The following is a 14,351-nucleotide window of genomic DNA, read 5'->3' as shown; positions in this document are numbered from 1 at the left end:
TGACCTCGGTCGTCCTCGCGGTCGTGCTCCTGGCACCCGAACCCCTGGCGATCGCGCTGATCGCCCTGCAGGCCCTCCTGTTCGCGGTCGGAGCCGGGCTCGGCGTCCATCGCACCCCTCACGCATGGGTGTTCCGGACGCTGGTCCGGCCCCGGCTCGGGCCACCCTCCGAGCTCGAGGACGCCGCTCCGCCGCGGTTCGCCCAGCTCGTCGGCCTCGTCTTCGCCACCGTGGCGCTCGTCGGCTTCCTCGCCGGAGCCACGACCGTGGGGCTCGTCGCCACCGGGTTTGCCCTCGTGGCCGCCCTGCTCAACGCCGTGCTCGGACTGTGCCTCGGCTGCGAGCTCTACCTCCTGTCCAGGCGGGTGACCAGCCCGCCGGTGGTTGAGGAGCGAAAGCGCGCCAGCGCTTGAGCCTCGAAACCCCGTAACCGATCCTCCAACAGCAACCGAAAGAGAGACACCCATGAGTCGCGAGAACTCCCTCGTCACCGCCCAGTGGGTCGAGGACAACCTCGACAACCCCGACATCGTCCTGATCGAGGTCGACGAGGACACCAAGGCCTACGACAAGGGCCACATCAGGGGCGCCATCAAGCTCGACTGGACCACCGACCTCCAGGACCAGGTCCGCCGGGACTTCGTCAACAAGGAGCAGTTCGAGGCGCTGCTCTCCGACCGGGGCGTGGGCAACGACCACACGGTCGTCCTGTACGGCGGCAACAACAACTGGTTCGCCGCCTACGCCTACTGGTACTTCAAGCTCTACGGCCATCAGGACGTCAAGCTGCTCGACGGCGGCCGCAAGAAGTGGGAGCTGGACTCCCGCGAGCTGACCGACGAGCTGCCCTCGCGCGAGAAGACGACGTACACCGCCCAGGAGCAGGACCGGTCCATCCGGGCCTTCCGTGACGAGACCGTCGAGGCGATCGGTGCCAAGAACCTCGTCGACGTGCGCAGCCCCGACGAGTACGCCGGCCGGTTGCTGGCCCCCGCCCACCTCCCGCAGGAGCAGGCGCAGCGTGCCGGCCACATCCCGACGGCGGCGAACGTCCCGTGGAGCAAGGCGGCCAACGACGACGGCACCTTCCGCGGCGACGACGAGCTGAAGCAGATCTACACCGAGGCCGGGGTCGACTGGGACAAGGACACCATCGCCTACTGCCGTATCGGCGAGCGTTCGTCCCACACCTGGTTCGTCCTCAAGGAGCTGCTCGGCCAGCCGAACGTGAAGAACTACGACGGGTCCTGGACCGAGTACGGCTCGCTGGTCGGCGTCCCCGTCGCGCTGGGTGACGAGAGGGGCGAGGCCTGATGTGCGGAGCCACGGAGGGCGGCCTGTCGCTCGAGGGGATCGACGTCGCGAAGGAGGCCGTCGTCCAGGGCCAGGTGACCCACGACGGCGAGCCCGTCGGGAACGCCTACGTCCGGCTGCTCGACCGCACCGGCGAGTTCACCGCCGAGGTGCCGACATCGGCCACCGGTCACTTCCGGTTCTTCGCCGCGGACGGGGAGTGGACGCTGCGCACGCTGGCCCCGAACGCCGAGGTGGTGGACAAGAAGGTGACCGCCGCCGTCGGGTCCGTGGCCGAGGTGACCATCCCGATCTGACCCCGCAACGCTGACCCGCCCGAAACTTTCGGGCGGGTCAGCGTCGGTGGTTGAGGTGCGAGGCGGCATCGGTGGTTGAGGTGTGAGGGCCGTCTGACGGCCCGAGCCTCGAAACCCCGGAACCCGACCGCCCACCGCAACCAGGTTCAGCGCTCCAGGATCACCGTGACCGGGCCGTCGTTCACCGACTCCACGCGCATGTCGGCCCCGAACACGCCGCGGGCCACGCGGGCACCGAGCCGTTCGAGCTCGGCGCACACCGCGTCGTACGCCGGCTCGCCGACCTCGCCCGGAGCCGCGGCCGCCCAGGTGGGCCGGCGGCCCTTGCGGGCGTCGCCGTACAGCGTGAACTGGCTGACCACCAGCACGCTGCCGTCGGTGTCGGAGAGTGACCGCTCGTCCCTGAGGAGCCGGACGTCCCAGATCTTGCGTGCCATCCAGGCGACCTCGTCCGGCCCGTCGCCGTGGGTGACGCCGAGGTAGACCAGGAGACCCGGGGCCTCGATCGCGCCCACGGCCTCGCCGTCGACCGTCACCGAGGCGGAGAGGACCCGCTGCAGCACAGCTCGCACGTCTGACAGCATGACGCCATGCCCGACGTGCCCGCCGACCGCCTCCTGATCACCGTCGCCCCGACCGGGGCCGAGACCAGCAAGCAGGACTGCCCCCAGCTGCCCACGACGCTGGAGGAGCTGGTCCGCACGGGGCAGGAGTGCGAGGCCGCCGGCGCGGCCATGATCCACGTCCACATCCGCGACGACGAGCACCGTCCGACCCTCGACCTCGGGCGCCTGAAGGAGACGGTGGCCGCGCTGCGGGAGCACACCGGCCTCGTGGTGCAGCTCTCGACGGGCGGTTCGGTGCACGACCCGCTCGAGGACCGGCTGCGGGTCCTCGACGCCCAGCCCGACTCCTGCAGCCTGACCATGGGCACCACCAACTTCGGCGACGACGTCTTCTCGAACCCCTGGCCGTTCGTGTGCGACCTCTACCAGCTGAGCCAGGAGCGCCAGGTGGTGCCGGAGTTCGAGCTGTTCGACCTCGGCCAGGTGCACGCCCTCCACCGGCTGCTCGGCAGGTACGGCCTGCCGTGGGGCGGCAAGGTCCACTGCGACCTGGTGATGGGGGTCCCCGGCGGCATGAACGGTACGGCGGACGCGCTCGTCGCCGCCGTCCGCGACCTGCCCGACGCCGTCACGTCCTGGTCGGCCACCGGCATCGGCCGCTCGACCCTGTCGGTGATGATGGCCGCCCTCTCCAAGGGCGGGCACCTGCGGGTCGGGATGGAAGACGTGCTCACGATCAGCCGCGGAGTGCCGGTCGAGAGCAACGCCCAGCTCGTCGCGCGGGCGGTCGACGCCGGACGGCTCGCCCAGCGCACACCCATGACGCCGCAGGAAGCCCGCAGCCTCCTCGGACTCAACGGGTCCTGAGACGACGAAGGGGCCGTCGCCCGACCAGGTCGGACGGCGGCCCCCGTTCGGGGAGCTTGATCAGTCGCCGGAGAGGATCATCCCCGCGCCGACGGTCACGCCGGTCGCCTCGTCGATCAGGATGAACGACCCGGTGGTCCGGTTCTTCGAGTAGGGGTCGCACAGCAGCGGCACGGTGGTGCGCAGCTGGATGCGCCCGATCTCGTTGAGGCCGAGCTCCTTGGTCTCCTGGTCGCGGTGCAGGGTGTTGACGTCGAGGCGGTACTGGACGTCCTTGACCAGCGCCCGCGCGGTCCGGGTGGTGTGCTTGATCGCCAGCTTCTGGCGCGGCCGCAGCGGGGTGTTGGTCATCCAGCAGATCATCGCGTCGATGTCCTGGCTGGGCTTCGGCGCGTTCTTGACCCGCGCGATCATGTCGCCGCGCGAGACGTCGACGTCATCGTCGAGCCGGACCGTCACCGACATCGGCGGGAACGCCTCCTCGAGCTCCTGCTCGAACAGGTCGATGCCCTGGATGGTGGAGGTCATCCCGCTGGGGAGCACGACGACCTCGTCGCCGGGCTTCAGCACTCCACCGGCGACCTGGCCGCCGTAGCCGCGGTAGTCGTGGTGGTCGTCGGACTTGGGCCGGACGACGTACTGGACGGGGAACCGGACGTCGACCAGGTCGCGGTCGGAGGCGACGTGCACGTGCTCGAGGTGGTGCATGAGCGACGAGCCGGAGTACCACGGCATGTTCTCGGAGCGGTTGACGACGTTGTCGCCCTTGAGCGCCGAGATCGGGATGACCTCGAGGTCGGGGATGTTGAGCTTGGTCGCGAACTGCTGGAACTCGCGGTGGATGCGCTCGAAGACCTGCTCGTCGTAGTCGACCAGGTCCATCTTGTTGACGGCGAGCACCAGGTGGGGCACCCGCAGCAGCGACAGGATCACCGCGTGCCGGCGTGACTGCTCGGTGAGGCCCTGGCGGGCGTCGACCAGCACGAGGCCGAGGTCGGCGGTCGAGGCACCGGTGACCATGTTGCGGGTGTACTGCACGTGGCCGGGGGTGTCGGCGATGATGAACTTGCGGTTCGGCGTCGCGAAGTAGCGGTAGGCCACGTCGATGGTGATGCCCTGCTCGCGCTCGGAGCGCAGACCGTCGGTCAGCAGGGCCAGGTCCGTGTAGTCGTAGCCCTTGTTCTGGCTGGTCGCCTCCACGGCCTCGAGCTGGTCCTCGAAGATCGACTTCGAGTCCAGCAGCAGGCGACCGATGAGGGTCGACTTGCCGTCGTCGACGGAGCCCGCGGTGGCGAACCGCAGCAGGTCCATGTTGGAGGTGACGTTCTCGACGGCCTGCTCGCCGGCACTCTTGTTCTCGTGGTCGGCCATCAGAAGTAGCCCTCCTTCTTGCGGTCCTCCATGGCGGCTTCGGAGAACTTGTCGTCGCCGCGGGTGGCGCCGCGCTCGGTGACGCGGGCGACCGCGATCTCCTCGATGATCTCCTCGACCGTGGAGGCGGAGGACTCGACGCAGCCGGTCAGGGTGATGTCGCCACAGGTGCGGAAGCGTACGGTGCGCTCCTCGACGGTCTCGCCGTCGCGGCACGGGTTGAGCGGGGTCTCGGACATGAGCATGCCCTCGCGCTCGAACACGCGGCGCTGGTGGGCGAAGTAGATGTCCGGGATCTCGATGCCCTCGCGGGCGATGTAGGACCAGACGTCGAGCTCGGTCCAGTTCGAGATCGGGAAGACCCGCATGTGCTCACCCGCGTGCAGCCGCCCGTTGTAGAGGCTCCACAGCTCCGGACGCTGCATCTTCGGGTCCCACTGGCCGAACTCGTCGCGGTGGGAGTAGACGCGCTCCTTGGCGCGGGCCTTCTCCTCGTCGCGGCGGCCGCCACCGAAGGCGGCGGTGAAGCCGTTCTCCTCGATGGCGTTGAGCAGGGTGCCGATCTGGAGCCGGTTGCGGCTGGTCTTGCCGTCCTCCACCACGACGCCGTTGGCGATCGCGTCGTCGATGCTGGCGACGACGAGCTTCACGCCGAGGCGGTTGACCCACCGGTCGCGGGTCTCGAGGACCTCGGGGAAGTCGAGGCCGGTGTCCACCTGGAGGACGGGGAACGGGATCTTCGCCGGGTAGAACGCCTTCTCGGCGAGCCGGAGCATGACGATCGAGTCCTTGCCGCCCGAGAACATCAGCACGGGCTTCTCGAACTCGGCCGCGACCTCACGGAAGATGTGGATCGACTCGGCTTCCAGCTGGTCCAGCTGGCTCAGCTGGTAGTCGACGTGTGTCGGGGGTGCGCTCATCAGTACTTTGGGCCTCTCCTCGGGACAGCGCCTCACTCTAACGGGCTGTCGCCGACCCGGCTGAATCGAGGCGCCGCAGTGTAGGGCAGGTCACGGAGCCGGCCGGTCGGCCTGTGGGGAGTCGTCCCGCTTCATCCCCACGATCCCGGGCCGGTACGACGGATCTTCGAGCTGGGCGACCGTCGGTGCGCCGAACATGGGCAGACCCTGCCCGCGCCGCAGCAGCCCCCAGATCAGCGGGACCAGCACGACCATGACGACACCGACCGCGGCGATCAGCATCGGGTGGGTGTCGTCGTCGCCGGCGCCGAGAGGCGCCCAGCCGGCCTTGTCGAGCAGGGCCACCCCGGACATGGTGAGCACCACGACGATGCCGCGGCGGATGATGGACTGCGGGACCTTGGGCGCGATCTTGGAGCCCAGGATGGTGCCGGGCACCGAGCCGATCAGGAGCGGGATCAGGATCCCCCAGTCGAGACCGTGCAGTGCGATGTTGGAGATCGCAGCGGCCAGGACCAGCGGGACCGCCTGGACCAGGTCGGTGCCGACGAGGCGCACCGCGGAGAGGCCGGGGTAGAGCATGAGCAGGGCGATCATGATGACCGACCCCGACCCCACGCTGGTGATGCCGACCAGCAGTCCGCCCAGCGCGCCCACGAGGAGGGTCGGGACCGGCCGGACCTTCGGGTTCTCGTCGCCGGTGGGACCGCCGCTGCGTACGCGGCGCAGGTTGATGTAGAGGCGCAGCGCGTAGGTGAGAGCGGCCAGGAGCAGCGCGAAGCCGATGCAGAGCTTGAGGGTCGCGTCGAGCTCCTCGGGCTCGGTGAACCACGACACGAGGTAGGGACCGAGCAGGGCCATGGGCACGCTGCCGATGATCAGCCACTTCGCGAGGGAGAGATTCGGTGAGCCCTCCTTGTGGTGCACCACCGCTCCGCCGGTCTTGTAGACCGCCGCTGCGGTGAGGTCCGCCGTGACCACGGTCGCCGCCTCGCCCACGCCCAGGAAGATCAGCGCCGGGGTCATCAGCGCGCCACCGCCCATGCCGGTCAGGCCCACGACCACGCCGACGAAGAAGCCGGCGGCGAGGATCGCGAAGAAGGTTGCGGTGATCAGTTCATCCATCGGTGGACTTTCTGGTGAGCTCGGACGTCAGCAGCCCCATGAGGCCGCCAACTCTGCCAGCACATCGGCCGGAGGGGCGTGCGGCCCACGCAATGGTCGGTGAGCGGCCCGCGTCTCGGAGGACATGGTGATTATGCAGTGGGGTGGAGGTAACCCTGCTCATTGAGGGCGCGGATCACCTCGTCGAGGCAGTCCTCGATGGTGCGTCCGGTGGTGTCCACGCGGACGGCGGCGTCCGCCGGCTCCTCGTACGGCGACGAGATGCCGGTGAACTCGGGGATCTCGCCGCGCCGTGCCTTGGCGTAGAGGCCCTTCCGGTCACGGCGCTCGCACTCCTCGAGCGGCGTGGCCACGTGGACGAGGAAGAAGGCGCCACCGGCCTCGTCCACCATCGACCGCACCTGTTGGCGGGTCTCGTCGAACGGTGCGATCGGACTGCAGACCGCGATCCCGCCGTGGCGCGAGATCTCTGCGGCCACCCAGCCGATCCGGCGGATGTTGGTCTCCCGGTCCTCCCGGGAGAAGGTGAGCCCCGCCGACAGGTTCCGTCGTACGACGTCGCCGTCGAGGCTGGTGACCGTGCGCTCTCCCGCCTCCAGGATCCGGTCCATGAGCGCCCTCGCGAGGGTGGACTTGCCGCTGCCCGAGAGGCCGGTGAAGAACAGGACCAGGCCCTGGCGGTCCTCGGGCGGTGAGTCGAAGTCGACGATCGCCTGGATCTCGGCCGGGTAGGCCTCGTCCTCGGCCGACGGCTCGGGGAGGGCGAGCACAGGATCCGGCCCCGCGTAGTTGGCGACCACCTGGACGCCCAGTGCGTGGTCGGCCTCGGCGTCGTCGTGTGCAGCCAGGGGAACGGCCACCACCTCCGCGTCCAGCTGCTCGGCCGCGGCGAGGGTGGCGCGGACCAGCCCGACGGGTGAGAGCGAGGGGGTGCCGGCCCCGACCAGGGCCAGCAGGGTGACCGGCCCCGCCTCCCGGAGCCGGGAGATCTGTGCGGCGGTGAGCGGGTCCGCGACCGGGACGAAGGTGCGGCCGGCGTGGAGCTTCCGGGCCTCGTCGGGCGTCAGGTAGAGACGCCGGTAGGGCCCGAACTGGGCGTGGGTGAGCGGCTTGACCGTCCACTCGCCTGTGGCAGTGGCGGACACGAGCGCCAGGGGCAGGCCCTCGGGGTCGACGAGCTCGACGGTGCCGGCCTCGACCAGCTCCGGCGGGAGCGTCAGGGTCACCGGGCTCCCCGGGGCGTTGAAGGAGCTGGTGGGCGCGAGCGCCCCGGTGCTCAGGAGCTCGAGGTCGTCGAGCTCCCGCGGGGTCGGGCAGTGCTGGGGCGGGGGAGCAGTCGACACGGGGGTCATCCTGCCATCCGGGGCCTCGCTAACCTGCGCCCATGCCCGCTCCCGTCGTCGCCGAGATCGTCCGCTCCGGGTTCGTCGAGGGCCACCACTACGGGTCGATCGTGGCGTTGGACAGCTCGGGCGAGGTGGAGTGGGCCGTGGGCGATGTCCGCGAGCCGATCCTGCCGCGGTCGTGCAACAAGCCGATCCAGGCGCTGGCGATGGTGCGGCTCGGGTTGCGGCTGCCGCCGGAGCTGCTGGCCCTGGCCTGCGCCTCCCACTCGGGCGAGGACTTCCACCTCGAGGGAGTCCGCCGCATCCTCGACCTCGCCGGTCTCGACGAGTCCGACCTGCAGACGCCCGCCGGCTACCCGCTCGACGACGACGCACGGGAGACGCTGCTCCGCACCGGGGGAGTTCCGGCGCCGATCCACATGAACTGCTCGGGGAAGCATGCGGCCATGCTGGCCACCTGCCGGGCCAACGGCTGGGACACGGCGACGTACCGCTCGGTCGACCATCCGCTGCAGGAGGCCACCGCGGAGACGTTCGCGGAGCTGACCGGGGAGGAGATCGCGATCGTCGCGGTGGACGGGTGCGGCGCACCGCTCTTCCCGGCCTCCCTGCTGGGCCTGGCGCGCGCCTTCCGGCGGCTGGCGCTCGGGCTCGATGGCGAGGACCGCCCCGACCCGCGGGTGACCGAGGTGGCGGAGGCGATCCGGGCGCACCCGGAGTACGTCTCCGGCACCCGCCGGGACGAGCTCGCGCTGCTGAGGGCGGTGCCCGGCGCGGTCGGGAAGGCTGGTGCGGAGTCCTGCTACGCCGTCGCGCTGCCCGACGGCCGCGCCATCGCGCTCAAGACCGACGACGGCGCCCCGCGGGTGCGCCCGGTGCTGATGGCCGAGGCCCTCCGCCGCAGCGGGATCGACACCGGTCCGGGCGTGGACACCGAGGCGGTCCGCCGGACGGGAGTGGTCGCCCTGCTCGGGGGTGGGGACCCGGTGGGCGAGATCCGGGCCTGCTTCTGAGCCGCGCCGTCGCGACGCGCCCGCACGTGGTGTGGACCTCATCACGCTAGCCCAGTTTGCATTTTGCTAACTGGAGTTAGCAGGATGGGGGCATGGCCAGGACCAAGGTCGGGAAGACCGTCGAGTCTCTCGGCGACTACCTCAAGGAGCAGCGCGTCGCCGCACGCCTGTCGCTGAGGCAGCTCGCGGAGCAGGCTGGTGTGTCCAACCCCTACCTGAGCCAGATCGAGCGAGGGCTCCGCAAGCCCTCGGCCGAGGTGCTGCAGCAGATCGCGAAGGCGCTGCGGATCTCGGCGGAGCAGCTCTACATCAGAGCAGGGATCGTCAGCCCCGAGACGGGGGTCGGCGTCCCACAGGAGAGGTCCGTCGAGCTCGCGATCCTGAGCGACGCCGGTCTCACCGAGCGGCAGAAGCAGTCGCTGCTGGACGTGTACTCGTCCTTCCTCTCGCTCAACGCGTCGACCGTGGACGCGATGACGGAGCAACCGGTGGAACCCATGCCGGTCCTGGACCCCGAGCAGACCAACAACACAAGGAGTGAATGACATGGCCAAGGCCAAGTTCGACATCAAGACCGAGGCGACTCGCGGCCTGTACGCCGGAGCCGGCGTGGCCGACCTCGCCGTCGAGACCGTGCGCGAGTACGTCACCGAGGCCCAGACCCGGTTCGCCGGCGTCCAGAAGGACGTCACCGCGCGGGTCAACGACGTGCAGAAGAACGTCGCCGGGCTGGACTACTCGCCGCAGGCGCTGCGCCAGCAGGTCAACGCGCGCGTCGAGGCCCTGAGCAAGGACGCGAAGGCCCGTCGTGCCGCCGCCGAGGCGCGCGTCGCGGAGCTCCGCAAGGAGGCGACCACCCTGGTGAGCGAGAACGCCGACACCGCGACCGACGCCTACGGCGACCTGGTCAAGCGTGGCGAGACCCTCGTCGCGCGGATCCGTCGCCAGGAGGCGACCAAGGCGACCACCCGGTCGGCCAAGACCACCTCCGCCAAGGCGAAGACCACGTCGACGCAGGCGAAGAAGACCGCCAAGAAGTCGACGGCGAACGCCAAGAAGACGGCCAAGAAGTCCCCGGCCAAGAGCAGCGCCAAGGCCACCACCACGGCCGCCAAGAGCACGGCGTCCAACGCGGCGAAGGCCACCACCGACGCCGCGTCGAAGGTCGGCGACTGAAGGAACCATGAGCAGCTGACGCTGTTCTGAAGCACGACGAGGCCCCCGGAGGTGTGAGCTCCGGGGGTCTCGTCCGTCTTGCGGGGGTTTCGAGGCTCAGGCGCCAGGGCGCCTTCGCACCTCAACCACCGGCGATGCTCACTGGTGGTTGAGGTGCGAGGGCCGTCTCGCGGCCCGAGCCTCGAAACCCCCGAACCCACGTGGGGCCCAGCGCCCCACCACCGCTGGAGTGGCGCGGATAGGCTGTGCTCGTGATGAGCGCGTTCGCTGTCGAGAGCTATCTCGTGTTCGCGCTGTTCCTCGCCCTGATGGCGGTGAAGGTGTTCGCCTTGGTCAGCTCCCTGCTCTTCTCCACCGAGTCCTACCGGGCGGCGGACAAGCTGACCAAGCCGGCCTGGTGCGCGATCCTCGGCCTGGGACTCGCCTGCCAGTTCCTCTTCAGCCCGCTGAACTTCATCAACCTGGCCTTCACGATCGCAGCGTTGGTCTACCTCGCCGACGTCCGTCCCGCCCTGGCCTCGCTGACCCGCCGCTGACATGGGCCAGGAGCAGCTGTTCGTGTCCCGTCCGTGGGGCACCTGGCAGGTCCTCGACGAGGGCACGGGCTACAAGGTCAAGCGGATCGAGGTGCTCCCCGGTCATCGACTCTCGTACCAGACCCACGCCCATCGTTCGGAGCACTGGATCGTCGTCGCCGGCGTCGCCACCTGCCTGATCGACGGCAACACCGTGGTGGCCCACCCCGGCGAGAGCGTGCACGTGGCCGTCGGCCAGGCCCACCGCATCGCCAACCGGCACGACGAGGGGCTGGTGATCATCGAGATCCAGCGCGGTGCCTACACCGGCGAGGACGACATCGTCCGGCTCGACGACGACTACGGCCGGGACGTGCCTTTCACTGCCCCTTGAGGGCGTACGCCGCCTCGGTGCGGTCCTTGTGCGGGCGCCACCAGTCCTCGTGCTCGCGGTACCAGCGGATCGTGTCGGCGAGCCCGGACTCGAAGTCCCGGAACTGGGGCTGCCAGCCGAGCTCCTGGCGCAGCTTGCCCGACTCGATCGCGTAGCGCAGGTCGTGGCCGACGCGGTCGTTGACGTGGTCGAAGTCGTCCTCCGGACGTCCCATCAGCTTGAGGATGAGGCGGACGACCTCGAGGTTGTTCTTCTCGCCGTCGGCCCCGATCAGGTAGGTCTCCCCGACCCGACCCCGCTCGAGGATCGCGAGGACGGCGGAGGAGTGGTCGTCGGCATGGATCCAGTCACGGACGTTCTCCCCGGAGCCGTAGAGCTTGGGGCGGATGCCGTCGATGACGTTGGTGATCTGGCGGGGGATGAACTTCTCCACGTGCTGCCAGGGCCCGTAGTTGTTGGAGCAGTTCGACACCGTCGCGCGGACACCGAAGCTGCGCACCCAGGCGCGGACGAGGTGGTCGGACCCCGCCTTCGAGGCCGAGTAGGGACTCGACGGGTTGTAGGGGGTGTCCTCGGTGAACCGCTTGGGATCGTCGAGCTCGAGGTCGCCGTAGACCTCGTCGGTCGAGACGTGGTGGAGGCGCTTGTCGTGCTTGCGGACCGCCTCCAGGAGCGTGAAGGTGCCGATCAGGTTGGTGTGGACGAACGGCCCGGGATCGGTCAGCGAGTTGTCGTTGTGGGACTCGGCGGCGAAGTGCACCACCGCGTCGTGCGACGCGACCAGCGGGTCGACGGCGGTCTGGTCGGCCACGTCGCCCACGACGAGACGGACCCGGTCGGGCGGCAGGCCCGCGAGCGACGCCTCGCTGGCGGCGTAGGTGAGCTTGTCCAGCACCGTGACGTCGGCGGTGGTCCGGCCGACGAGGTGGTGGACGAAGTTGGCGCCGACGAAGCCGGCCCCTCCGGTGACGAGTACGCGTTCCACGCTCGGCAGTGTAGGTCCCTAGGATGCGGAGCATGCGCGGCATCATCCTGGCGGGCGGCACAGGCTCGCGACTGCACCCGATCACCAAGGCGATCAGCAAGCAGCTCGTCCCGGTCTACGACAAGCCGATGATCTACTACCCGCTCTCCACGCTGATGCTGGCCGGGATCCGCGACATCCTGGTCATCACCACGCCCCACGAGGCCGACCAGTTCGAGCGGCTGCTCGGAGACGGGTCGGCCTGGGGGGTGCGACTCGACTACGCCGTGCAGCCCAGCCCCGACGGGCTGGCCCAGGCATTCCTGATCGGCGAGGAGCACATCGGTGACGACCGGGTGGCCCTCGTCCTCGGCGACAACATCTTCTACGGCGGTGGCCTCGGCCGGATGCTGCGCAGCTACACCGACGTCGACGGCGCCGTGGTGTTCGGGTACCGCGTCGCCGACCCGTCGGCGTACGGCGTTGTGGAGTTCGACCGCAACGGCAAGGCCCTGTCGCTGGAGGAGAAGCCGGAGAAGCCGCGCAGCAGCTACGCCGTCCCGGGGCTGTACTTCTACGACAACGACGTCGTGGCGATGGCTCGGGCCCTGGAGCCGTCGCCGCGGGGTGAGCTCGAGATCACCGACCTCAACCGGCGCTACCTCGAGGCCGACCGGCTCCGGGTGGTCGAGATGCCGCGCGGGGCGGCGTGGCTCGACACCGGCACCTTCGAGAGCCTCAACGACGCCAGCAACTTCGTGCGCACGCTCGAGGCGCGGCAGGGCTTCAAGATCGCCTCGCCGGAGGAGGTGGCCTGGCGGATGGGCTTCATCTCCGACGAGCAGCTGGCCGAGCAGGCCAGCCAGCTCGTCAACAGCGGGTACGGCGCCTACCTCCTCGACCTGCTCGACTCGCGCTAGCGTCCGAGGTCGGCGTCGACCATCCGTCCCACGAGCTCCTCGAAGTCGACGGTCGGGGCCCAGCCGAGGTGCTCCCGGGCGCGCGAGGCGTCGCCGACCAGCTCGGAGGGGTCGGCCGGACGCACCAGCCCGGGGTCGGAGTCGACCAGCCCCTCCCAGTCGTCGATGCCGGCCCGACGGAACGCCGCCGCCGCGAAGTCGCGGACACTGTGGCCGACCCCCGTGGCGATCACGAAGTCGCCCGGCACGTCGGCCCGGGCCGCCCGCACCAGGGCGTCGACGTAGTCGGGGGCCCAGCCCCAGTCGCGCCGTGCGTCGAGGTTGCCGAGCGTGAGGCGTCCGTCCCAGCCGGTCGCGAGGGCGGCGACGGTGGACGTGATCTTGCGGGTGACGAAGGTGGCCGGCCGGCGGGGGGACTCGTGGTTGTAGAGGATGGCGCTGACCACGTGCAGGTCGCGCCCGCGGTAGACGTCGGCGGACAGATGGGCGTAGGCCTTGGCGGCGCCGTACGGGTTGACCGGCCGGATCGTCGTCGACTCGTCCTGGGGGGTCACGTCGGGCTGGCCGAAGATCTCGGCGCTCGAGGCCTGGACGAGACGGACCCGGCTGCCTCGCTTCTCCTGCACCTGCAGGGCCGACTCCATCAGGGCGACCGCGGCGGTCCCGTTGACCTGGGCCGTCAGGTCGGGCTGCCCCCACGACCGGGCCACGGAGCTGATCGCGGCCAGGTTGTAGACCTCGTCCGGCGCCAGGTCGAGGAGCAGCGCGCGCACCTCCTCCACCCGGGTCAGGTCGCCGCTGTGCAGCTCGACCCCCGGCGCCTCCGGCAGGGGCTCCTGCTCATGGGCCAGGGCGTGCACCTCGACCCCTTCGGCGAGCAGCCGCTCGGCGAGGTAGCCGCCGTCCTGCCCGCCGATCCCGGTGATGAACGCGCGGGTCACGTCACCAGCCCTGCCGGGTCGCGTCGAGGTCTGCCTCGACCATCATCTCGACCAGCTCGGGGAACGTGACGCGAGGTCGCCACCCCAGCACCTCGCGGGCCTTGCCGGCATCGCCGACCAGGGTGTCGACGTCGGCCGGGCGCATGAACCGCTTGTCCTGGCGCACGTACGGCGTCCAGTCCTCGATGCCCACGTGGGCGAACGCGAGGTCCAGGAAGTCGCGGATCGAGTGCGTCTCGCCCGTCGCCACGACGTAGTCGTCGCCCACCGGCTGCTGCAGCATCAGCCACATCGCCTCGACATAGTCACCCGCGAATCCCCAGTCCCGCGACGCGTCGAGGTTGCCCAGCGCCAGGTCCTCCTGGAGGCCGAGGCTGATCCGGGCGACGGCCCGGCTGATCTTCCGGGTGACGAACTCCTGGCCGCGACGGGGAGACTCGTGGTTGAACAGGATCCCCGACGAGGCGTGCATCCCGTAGGACTCGCGGTAGTTGATCGTCATGTGGTGCCCGAACACCTTGCTCACGCCGTACGGCGACCGTGGCCACAGCAGGGTGCGCTCGTGCTGCGGGGACTCCTGAACCTTGCCGAACATCTCCGAGCTGGACGCCTGGTAGAAGCGG

At 70.0% G+C, this 14,351-nt stretch carries 18 protein-coding genes; 10 read left to right on the top strand and 8 right to left on the bottom strand.

Annotated elements, in window-relative coordinates:
* The 3 genes from VFN12_RS05195 to VFN12_RS05185 form a co-directional block, all read left to right on the top strand.
* A partial coding sequence (locus VFN12_RS05195; protein WP_325117539.1) for a DUF4395 domain-containing protein occupies nucleotides 1-413 on the top strand: 413 nt, incomplete at its 5' end.
* A 52-nt stretch (nucleotides 414-465) separates the two neighbouring features.
* Nucleotides 466-1,314: a sulfurtransferase gene (locus VFN12_RS05190; RefSeq protein WP_325117538.1), complete on the top strand. Its 849-nt coding sequence runs from the start codon at nucleotides 466-468 to the stop codon at nucleotides 1,312-1,314.
* On the top strand, nucleotides 1,314-1,610 hold the full coding sequence (locus tag VFN12_RS05185) for a DUF1416 domain-containing protein (protein ID WP_325117537.1): 297 nt from the start codon (nucleotides 1,314-1,316) through the stop codon (nucleotides 1,608-1,610). The genes VFN12_RS05190 and VFN12_RS05185 overlap by 1 nt, the downstream gene beginning before the upstream one ends.
* A 146-nt stretch (nucleotides 1,611-1,756) precedes the next feature.
* Here the strand turns inward: VFN12_RS05185 and dtd are convergent, their stop codons facing one another.
* Complete coding sequence (gene dtd / locus VFN12_RS05180) at nucleotides 1,757-2,182, bottom strand: D-aminoacyl-tRNA deacylase (RefSeq protein WP_325117536.1); 426 nt, start codon at nucleotides 2,180-2,182, stop codon at nucleotides 1,757-1,759.
* Between the two features lie 18 nt (nucleotides 2,183-2,200).
* On the opposite strand from dtd, the gene VFN12_RS05175 reads away from it, so the two are divergent.
* On the top strand, nucleotides 2,201-3,043 hold the full coding sequence (locus VFN12_RS05175; protein ID WP_325117535.1) for a 3-keto-5-aminohexanoate cleavage protein: 843 nt from the start codon (nucleotides 2,201-2,203) through the stop codon (nucleotides 3,041-3,043).
* 60 nt (nucleotides 3,044-3,103) lie between these two features.
* Here the strand turns inward: VFN12_RS05175 and cysN are convergent, their stop codons facing one another.
* The 4 genes from cysN to cysC form a co-directional block, all read right to left on the bottom strand.
* Entirely contained in the window at nucleotides 3,104-4,414 is a 1,311-nt protein-coding gene (cysN, locus tag VFN12_RS05170; protein ID WP_325117534.1) for a sulfate adenylyltransferase subunit CysN, read from the bottom strand.
* Nucleotides 4,414-5,334: a sulfate adenylyltransferase subunit CysD gene (gene cysD, locus VFN12_RS05165; protein WP_325117533.1), complete on the bottom strand. Its 921-nt coding sequence runs from the start codon at nucleotides 5,332-5,334 to the stop codon at nucleotides 4,414-4,416. Before cysD ends, cysN begins: the two co-directional genes overlap by 1 nt.
* A gap of 90 nt (nucleotides 5,335-5,424) precedes the next feature.
* Nucleotides 5,425-6,459, bottom strand: coding sequence for a sulfite exporter TauE/SafE family protein (locus VFN12_RS05160; RefSeq protein WP_325117532.1), 1,035 nt, complete (start codon nucleotides 6,457-6,459; stop codon nucleotides 5,425-5,427).
* A 131-nt stretch (nucleotides 6,460-6,590) separates the two neighbouring features.
* The gene (gene cysC, locus VFN12_RS05155; RefSeq protein ID WP_325117531.1) at nucleotides 6,591-7,802 is read right to left on the bottom strand and encodes an adenylyl-sulfate kinase; all 1,212 of its coding nucleotides are present in this window, start codon (nucleotides 7,800-7,802) and stop codon (nucleotides 6,591-6,593) included.
* 41 nt (nucleotides 7,803-7,843) lie between these two features.
* On the opposite strand from cysC, the gene VFN12_RS05150 reads away from it, so the two are divergent.
* The 5 genes from VFN12_RS05150 (at nucleotide 7,844) to VFN12_RS05130 (ending at nucleotide 10,903) form a co-directional block, all read left to right on the top strand.
* The gene (locus tag VFN12_RS05150; protein ID WP_325117530.1) at nucleotides 7,844-8,818 is read left to right on the top strand and encodes an asparaginase; all 975 of its coding nucleotides are present in this window, start codon (nucleotides 7,844-7,846) and stop codon (nucleotides 8,816-8,818) included.
* Nucleotides 8,819-8,910: 92 nt separating this feature from the next.
* Nucleotides 8,911-9,363, top strand: a complete 453-nt coding sequence (locus VFN12_RS05145; protein ID WP_325117529.1) for a helix-turn-helix transcriptional regulator — start codon at nucleotides 8,911-8,913, stop codon at nucleotides 9,361-9,363.
* A gap of 1 nt (nucleotide 9,364) precedes the next feature.
* On the top strand, nucleotides 9,365-9,994 hold the full coding sequence (locus tag VFN12_RS05140; protein WP_325117528.1) for a hypothetical protein: 630 nt from the start codon (nucleotides 9,365-9,367) through the stop codon (nucleotides 9,992-9,994).
* A gap of 254 nt (nucleotides 9,995-10,248) precedes the next feature.
* Nucleotides 10,249-10,530: a DUF2516 family protein gene (locus VFN12_RS05135; RefSeq protein WP_325117527.1), complete on the top strand. Its 282-nt coding sequence runs from the start codon at nucleotides 10,249-10,251 to the stop codon at nucleotides 10,528-10,530.
* 1 nt (nucleotide 10,531) lies between these two features.
* The gene (locus VFN12_RS05130; RefSeq protein ID WP_325117526.1) at nucleotides 10,532-10,903 is read left to right on the top strand and encodes a phosphomannose isomerase type II C-terminal cupin domain; all 372 of its coding nucleotides are present in this window, start codon (nucleotides 10,532-10,534) and stop codon (nucleotides 10,901-10,903) included.
* Here VFN12_RS05130 and rfbB read toward each other — a convergent pair.
* On the bottom strand, nucleotides 10,890-11,888 hold the full coding sequence (gene rfbB, locus VFN12_RS05125; protein WP_325117525.1) for a dTDP-glucose 4,6-dehydratase: 999 nt from the start codon (nucleotides 11,886-11,888) through the stop codon (nucleotides 10,890-10,892). The two genes, VFN12_RS05130 and rfbB, sit on opposite strands and share 14 nt — an antisense overlap.
* 32 nt (nucleotides 11,889-11,920) lie before the next feature.
* Here rfbB and rfbA point away from each other — a divergent pair, with 32 nt between their 5' ends.
* Nucleotides 11,921-12,787 carry a glucose-1-phosphate thymidylyltransferase RfbA gene (gene rfbA, locus VFN12_RS05120; RefSeq protein WP_325117524.1) on the top strand — a complete coding sequence of 289 codons (867 nt, stop codon included), beginning with the start codon at nucleotides 11,921-11,923 and terminating at the stop codon, nucleotides 12,785-12,787.
* On the opposite strand, the gene VFN12_RS05115 is transcribed toward rfbA, so the two are convergent.
* Nucleotides 12,784-13,728: a GDP-mannose 4,6-dehydratase gene (locus VFN12_RS05115; protein ID WP_325117523.1), complete on the bottom strand. Its 945-nt coding sequence runs from the start codon at nucleotides 13,726-13,728 to the stop codon at nucleotides 12,784-12,786. The two genes, rfbA and VFN12_RS05115, sit on opposite strands and share 4 nt — an antisense overlap.
* Nucleotide 13,729: 1 nt before the next feature.
* Nucleotides 13,730-14,351 (bottom strand): GDP-mannose 4,6-dehydratase (locus VFN12_RS05110; RefSeq protein WP_325117522.1); only part of this gene is annotated, 622 nt, incomplete at its 5' end.

The organism is Nocardioides sp., assembly GCF_035703625.1.
Classification (GTDB): Bacteria; Actinomycetota; Actinomycetes; order Propionibacteriales; family Nocardioidaceae; genus Nocardioides.
This window is presented reverse-complemented; position numbering and strand designations above follow the sequence as displayed.

Bases quoted from the DNA above. Each gene is read 5' to 3' on its own strand.
- VFN12_RS05190 (WP_325117538.1), top strand. From the start codon at position 466: ATGAGTCGCGAGAACTCCCTCGTCACCGCCCAGTGGGTCGAGGACAAC.
- VFN12_RS05185 (WP_325117537.1), top strand. From the start codon at position 1,314: ATGTGCGGAGCCACGGAGGGCGGCCTGTCGCTCGAGGGGATCGACGTC.
- VFN12_RS05175 (WP_325117535.1), top strand. From the start codon at position 2,201: ATGCCCGACGTGCCCGCCGACCGCCTCCTGATCACCGTCGCCCCGACC.
- cysN (WP_325117534.1), bottom strand. From the start codon at position 4,414: ATGGCCGACCACGAGAACAAGAGTGCCGGCGAGCAGGCCGTCGAGAAC.
- cysD (WP_325117533.1), bottom strand. From the start codon at position 5,334: ATGAGCGCACCCCCGACACACGTCGACTACCAGCTGAGCCAGCTGGAC.
- VFN12_RS05160 (WP_325117532.1), bottom strand. From the start codon at position 6,459: ATGGATGAACTGATCACCGCAACCTTCTTCGCGATCCTCGCCGCCGGC.
- VFN12_RS05150 (WP_325117530.1), top strand. From the start codon at position 7,844: ATGCCCGCTCCCGTCGTCGCCGAGATCGTCCGCTCCGGGTTCGTCGAG.
- VFN12_RS05145 (WP_325117529.1), top strand. From the start codon at position 8,911: ATGGCCAGGACCAAGGTCGGGAAGACCGTCGAGTCTCTCGGCGACTAC.
- VFN12_RS05140 (WP_325117528.1), top strand. From the start codon at position 9,365: ATGGCCAAGGCCAAGTTCGACATCAAGACCGAGGCGACTCGCGGCCTG.
- VFN12_RS05135 (WP_325117527.1), top strand. From the start codon at position 10,249: ATGAGCGCGTTCGCTGTCGAGAGCTATCTCGTGTTCGCGCTGTTCCTC.
- VFN12_RS05130 (WP_325117526.1), top strand. From the start codon at position 10,532: ATGGGCCAGGAGCAGCTGTTCGTGTCCCGTCCGTGGGGCACCTGGCAG.
- rfbA (WP_325117524.1), top strand. From the start codon at position 11,921: ATGCGCGGCATCATCCTGGCGGGCGGCACAGGCTCGCGACTGCACCCG.